The sequence below is a fragment of the Kineosphaera limosa NBRC 100340 genome (genome assembly GCF_000298215.1).
Classification (GTDB): Bacteria; Actinomycetota; Actinomycetes; order Actinomycetales; family Dermatophilaceae; genus Kineosphaera; species Kineosphaera limosa.
On record NZ_BAHD01000127.1, the window covers coordinates 1 to 5721 of the forward strand.

Consider the following 5721-nt stretch of genomic DNA (forward strand, 5'->3'; position numbering starts at 1 on the left):
TGCCGCAGCCCACCCCAGCGGCCCGCGCCGCCGTCGACCTCGTGACCCGGCGCCTCGGCGCGAGCGCTGCCGCCGGGCTGCCGCAACCCTGGGCGCAGGCAGTCGAACGGGCCGCCCAACCCGCCGCCGGCTCCCTCTCCGATGCTCTCGACCAGGCGATCCTCGGGACCTCCCTGCACCTGCGCCGCCCGCTGTGGTGGGCCCTGGTGGGGGTGCTGCAGGTGCTGCTGGCCGTCGCCGCCGTCGCCGGAGTCGCGTGGCTCAGCCTGCTCTTCGCGCTCGCCTGGTTCCAGCTGCCCGTTCCCGAGGTGCCGACGCTGTGGTACCTGCCGCTACCGACGCTCATGGCGATCGGCGGACTTGTCGGCGGCATCGTGCTGGCGCTGTTGTCGCGAGCCATCGCCGCCCGGCAGGCCCGACGCCGCGTCGACACCATCGCGCTGCGGCTGCGCGATCGCATCGGCACCGTCGTCACCAGTCAGCTGCTGGCGCCCGTGCGGGACGTGCTGCAGCGGCACCGCGCGACCCGCGAACACCTGGACGCGGCCATCGACGCCTGAGCCGGGCGCGAGCGATTCGGGCAATTCGTTGTCCACAGGGGGGACCCGCGCTGGGGGTCCATCCACAGGCGCGAGCCCTCGGTTCTGCGGACCTGCGCCGCCTCCGGCCAGGCTGGGCGCGACGGCGCGTGCATCCGGCGGGCGCCGCGCGAGGCAAGGAGCCCCCGATGTTCGAACATCACTTCACCGCCGTCGGCAACGCTGTCGAAGACCCCATTCAGCTGGAGACGCGCCACGGCACCCCCATGGTCAGTTTCCGCTTCGCCTGGACGCCCCGGCGACGTGACGGGGACGGCCAGTACGTCGACACGCCGACGAACTTCGCCGTGGTCAAGGCCTATGGCGCCGTGGCGGTCAACGTCGCCGAGTCCGTGCGCAAGGGGCAGCCGCTCGTGGTGTACGGAAAGCTGCACATCCGGCAGTGGGAGAGCGGCGATCGACGCGGCACCGAGGTCGAGATCGTCGCCGACGGCATCGGGCACGACCTGCGGCGGGGCGTCTCCGCCTACGCCAAGCGCAAGAACGCCGGCCAGCAGGGCTACCAGAACGGGCAGGGCTACCCGAACGGGCAGGGCTACCCGAACGGGCAGTCCGGCCAGGGTCACCCCTACAGCCAGGGCGTCGGGTCGAGCCAGAGCGCCCAGAACGGTTCGGGCGCCCACGACGGCCGCGACACCCGCTCGGGGTCGTGGGGTGGCGGCCCGGTCGATCCGTGGTCGGTGCCGGGTGCGGGGCCCAGCGGCCCGGGCCAGGGCGGACACGACAACGCGGGGCCCCAGCACGCCGGGGCACAGTACGACGGGTCACAGTACGCCGGAGCACTGGGCGAGCCCGACGCCCCCGACGGATTCGACGAGCCGGTCGACGAACGCTTCGACGAACCCGGTGACCCGGCCTCTGCGTCGGTCACCGACGAGCAGAACCGGCAGGTCAGCCACGAGCCGGAGAGCGTCGGCGCATCAGGATGACCGGTTTCTGATCGGCGCATCCACCCGGCCTGATCTCGACGTCCGGGGGGCCGCCGACGCCGGATTCGGTGCCCGGTGCACCCGACGGATAGCCTGCACGCCATGGCCGAGTTCATCTACACCATGACCAAGGCGCGCAAGGCGGTCGGCGACAAGCTGATCCTCGATGACGTGTCCATGTCGTTCTATCCGGGCGCCAAAATCGGCGTCGTCGGCCCCAACGGCGCCGGCAAGTCGACGATTCTCAAGATCATGGCCGGGCTCGACCAGCCGTCCAACGGCGAGGCGCGGCTTTCACCCGGTTACAGCGTCGGCATCCTGCAGCAGGAGCCGCCGCTCAACGAGAACAAGACCGTGCTCGGCAACGTCGAGGAGGGCCTGGGCGAGATCAAGGCCAAGGTCGACCGGTTCAACGAGATCTCCGCGCAGATGGCCGATCCCGACGCCGACTTCGACAAGCTCATGGCCGAGATGGGCACGCTGCAGGAGGCCATCGACCACGCCGATGCGTGGGACCTGGACTCCCAGCTCGAGCAGGCCATGGATGCGTTGCGCTGCCCGCCGGGCGACGCCGACGTCTCCGTGCTCTCCGGTGGTGAGCGCCGCCGCGTCGCATTGTGCAAGCTGCTGCTGTCCAAGCCCGACCTGCTGCTGCTCGACGAGCCGACCAACCACCTCGACGCGGAGTCGGTGCAGTGGCTCGAGCAGCACCTCGCCGCCTACCCCGGCACCGTGCTGGCCGTCACCCACGACCGGTACTTTCTCGACAACGTCGCGGGCTGGATCGCCGAGGTCGACCGCGGTCGGCTCTACCCCTACGAGGGCAACTACTCCACCTACCTGGAGAAAAAGGCCGCTCGCCTGCAGGTGCAGGGCAAGAAGGACCAGAAGCTGCAGAAGCGCCTCAAGGACGAGCTGGAGTGGGTGCGCTCGAACGCCAAGGCGCGCCAGACCAAGAGCAAGTCGCGGCTAGCGCGCTACGAGGAGATGGCGGCGGAGGCCGAGCGGACCCGCAAGTTGGACTTCGAGGAGATCCAGATCCCGCCGGGCCCGCGCCTGGGCTCTACGGTCATCGAGGTGCAGGGCCTGGAGAAGGGCTTCGGCGACCGGGTGCTCATCGACGACCTGTCGTTCACGCTGCCGCGCAACGGCATCGTCGGCGTCATCGGCCCCAACGGCGTCGGCAAGACGACCCTTTTCAAGACGATCGTCGGGCTGGAGACACCGGACGACGGGTCCGTCAAGATCGGCGAGACCGTCAAGATCTCCTACGTCGACCAGTCCCGCGAGGGCCTGGACGCCAACAAGACGCTGTGGGAGGTCGTCTCCGACGGGCTCGACCACATCCAGGTCGGCAACGTCGAGATCCCCTCCCGGGCCTACGTCAGCCAGTTCGGGTTCAAGGGCCCGGACCAGCAGAAGAAGGCCGGCATCCTCTCCGGTGGCGAGCGCAACCGGCTCAACCTTGCGCTCACCCTCAAGCAGGGCGGCAACCTGCTGCTGCTCGACGAGCCGACCAACGACCTCGACGTCGAGACCCTCGGTTCGCTGGAGAACGCGTTGCTGAACTTCCCCGGCTGCGCCGTGGTCATCAGCCACGACCGGTGGTTCCTCGACCGGGTGGCAACGCACATCCTGGCCTACGAGGGCACAGCTGAGAACCCGAGCGCGTGGTACTGGTTCGAGGGCAACTTCGAGGCCTACGAGAAGAACAAGGTGGAGCGCCTCGGCGAGGACGCGGCGCGCCCGCACCGCGTCACCTACCGCAAGCTCACCCGCGATTGAGCTGACTGTGTGACACAAGGGGCCGGGCGCTGTCGAGCGCCCGGCCCCTTGTGCGTGCGACGCGTGATCAGTCGAAGTCGAAGATCGAGTGTTTGTCATAGAAGGTCAACACAAAGCGGCATTGGCGGCAGATCTTCAGGGTGAGCCGGTGGGTGGTGAACCCCCAGCGGGAGTCCTGGCGCGACTCCTCCTGCTGAAACTCCATGCAGCCGCACAGCGGGCAGCGCAACGCCGGTTGCTGCGGCGGCTGCCCGCCGACCCGGTCCTGGATGCTCATCTCGTATCGCTCCTGATCCCTGTCGTGTCCCCGTTGCTGCCTGATCGGTCGGGCAGCCCTCACTCCTTGAGGCGCAGCATTCCCTCTTGCGCCACGCTGGCCAACAGTTGGCCGTCGCGGTTGAACATGCGCCCGATGCCCAGCCCGCGCCCGCCTTTCGCCGAGGGGGAGGACTGGGAGTACAGCAGCCAGTCGTCGGCGTGGATCGGCCGGTGGAACCACATCGCGTGGTCCAGGCTCGCCACCCGCAGCCGCGGGTCGATCCAGGTCAGGCCGTTGCGGCGCAGCACCGGCTCCAACAGCGTGTAGTCCGAGGCGTAGGCCAGCACCGCGGCGTGCAGCAGCGGGTCGTCGGGGAGTTGCCCGACCGCACGGATCCACACGTTCTGCCGGGCGGTCTGCTCCTCGCTGGGCTGCAGGTAGATCGGGCCCTCGGCGTGGCGGATGTCGATCGCGCGCCGCTCGACCCACTTCTTGGCCGGTCCGTTGGTCACCTGGGCCAGCAACTCGCCGACGGCGGGCAGGTCCTCGGGGGCCGGCACCTCGGGCATCACATCCTGGTGATCCAGACCTTCGTCGGGCGTTTGGAAGGAGGCCGCCAGCGACAGGATCGGCCGGCCCTCCTGCACCGCGTGCACCCGCCGCGCTGAGAACGAGCGGCCGTCGCGCAGCCGCTCGACGGTGAACCGGATCGGCTTGGTGTCGTCGCCGGGGCGCAGGAAGTAGGCGTGCATCGAGTGCGGATACCGCGGGTTCTGCTCGAAGCCGTCGAGATCGGCGACCGTGCGACCGGCGGCAACGAGGGCCTGGGCCAGGACCTGACCCCCGAACACCCGGCCGTGTGGCTGTCGCTGGCTGCGGCCCTCGAACTCGTCGTCGCCCAGGGCCTTCAGATCGAGCACATTGAGCAGGTCACCGATGGCGTCGTAGTCAGGGTCGTTCGGGGTCGCCGGGGGTACCGGCATCGGCGCCGGGTCGCGCGCCTCCCCACGGTCCAAGACCTCCGTGCGGTCGGAGGTCGTCGAATTCTCATCAGGCGGCGGCGTCGAGGCACTCACCCGACGCAGGGTAGCGCGCGCCCCGCTGCCAGGATGAGCACATGCCTGCCGCCCCGCGTGCCGACCGTCCGTACACCGCGCCAGTGCCGCTGCGCTGGTCGGATATGGACGCCTACGGTCACGTCAACAATGTCCAGTTCGTGCGATTGCTGGAGGAGGCGCGGATCGCGGCCTTTCAGGACTGGTTCGCCCCGCTACGCGACCTGACCTCCACGGGCTGCATCGTCGCCCGCTGCGAGATCGAGTACACCGCGCCGTTGTCGTATCGCCGCGACGGCGTCGCCGTGGACGTGTGGGTCTCGCGGTTGGGCGGCTCGAGTTTCGACCTCGCCTACGAGATCTGCGAAGCGGCGGCGCAGCCTGCGGGGGAGAGCGTTGCAGGAGAAAACGCAGGAGACATCGCAGGAGAACCGGAGCGGGTCGTGTATGCGCGGGCCCTGACCACGATGGTCTGGTACGACGTGGCCGCTGCGCGACCGCGGCGGGCCGACGATGCGGATCGTGAGGTGCTCGCCCGGGTTCTGGCCGACCCTCCGAGCTTCTCGCGGAGTGCTTCGCGTGGCGGCGGGGGAGCTCGATGAACGGCGCTTCGATTCGGCTCGCCGACGCCTTCGACGTCGCGGACCTGGAGACCTTTCTGGGTCGGGCGCGCACGGCTGACCCCGAGGGCGCCGTGCGCCTGGCCGTGCACGGTGAGGTGCTGCTGGTCACGACCCGGCTGGTGCCCGGGGCTGGGCTGTTCGGGGCCGGCGGCGTGCTGGGCCTGCGGGCCTTCGCCGTGCGCCCGGTGAAGGAGCCGGCCGAGGCCACCGCCCCGGGGTCGCCGGATTCGGCGGCCCCCTTCGGGGTCGATGTCGTCGTGGCGGTCGATGCGGTCATGGACCGGCTGGCGCGGATGAAGCGCACCGGTGATCTAGACCTGCCGGTGCCGCCCGTACAGGTCGCGGCCCCGTGGGCGGGGCACGCCCCGCCGCGATCCGGCTGGGAGCCGTTGGGGGTGCTGCAGCCAGACGCGCTGCGGGCCGTGGCCAAGGCAGGCATCGCCGAGATCGCCACCGGCGCGGGCGGTCCCG

General features: G+C 70.2%; 6 protein-coding genes and 1 pseudogene. 5 read left to right on the forward strand and 2 right to left on the reverse strand.

Annotated features, from left to right (window positions below; translation table 11 throughout):
* From KILIM_RS21385 to ettA, 3 genes and pseudogenes are all read left to right on the forward strand, one after another.
* Positions 1 to 560, forward strand: a pseudogene (locus KILIM_RS21385) (ABC transporter); the annotation flags it as partial.
* A 167-nt stretch (positions 561 to 727) separates the two neighbouring features.
* A complete protein-coding gene (locus KILIM_RS22970; protein ID WP_006594853.1) occupies positions 728 to 1528 on the forward strand; it encodes a single-stranded DNA-binding protein in 801 nt (266 codons plus the stop codon).
* Between the two features lie 102 nt (positions 1529 to 1630).
* On the forward strand, positions 1631 to 3313 hold the full coding sequence (gene ettA / locus KILIM_RS21395) for an energy-dependent translational throttle protein EttA (protein ID WP_006594854.1): 1683 nt from the start codon (positions 1631 to 1633) through the stop codon (positions 3311 to 3313).
* Between the two features lie 67 nt (positions 3314 to 3380).
* On the opposite strand, the gene KILIM_RS21400 is transcribed toward ettA, so the two are convergent.
* The gene (locus tag KILIM_RS21400) at positions 3381 to 3590 is read right to left on the reverse strand and encodes a hypothetical protein (protein ID WP_006594855.1); all 210 of its coding nucleotides are present in this window, start codon (positions 3588 to 3590) and stop codon (positions 3381 to 3383) included.
* A 59-nt stretch (positions 3591 to 3649) separates the two neighbouring features.
* Positions 3650 to 4555, reverse strand: coding sequence for an acyl-CoA thioesterase (locus KILIM_RS21405; RefSeq protein ID WP_040564073.1), 906 nt, complete (start codon positions 4553 to 4555; stop codon positions 3650 to 3652).
* 134 nt (positions 4556 to 4689) lie between these two features.
* Between KILIM_RS21405 and KILIM_RS21410 the strand changes: the two genes are divergently transcribed.
* Positions 4690 to 5229, forward strand: a complete 540-nt coding sequence (locus KILIM_RS21410; RefSeq protein ID WP_006594857.1) for an acyl-CoA thioesterase — start codon at positions 4690 to 4692, stop codon at positions 5227 to 5229.
* Positions 5226 to 5721: DUF8010 domain-containing protein (locus KILIM_RS21415; protein ID WP_006594858.1), on the forward strand; the 496-nt coding region annotated here is incomplete at its 3' end. The genes KILIM_RS21410 and KILIM_RS21415, both read left to right, overlap by 4 nt.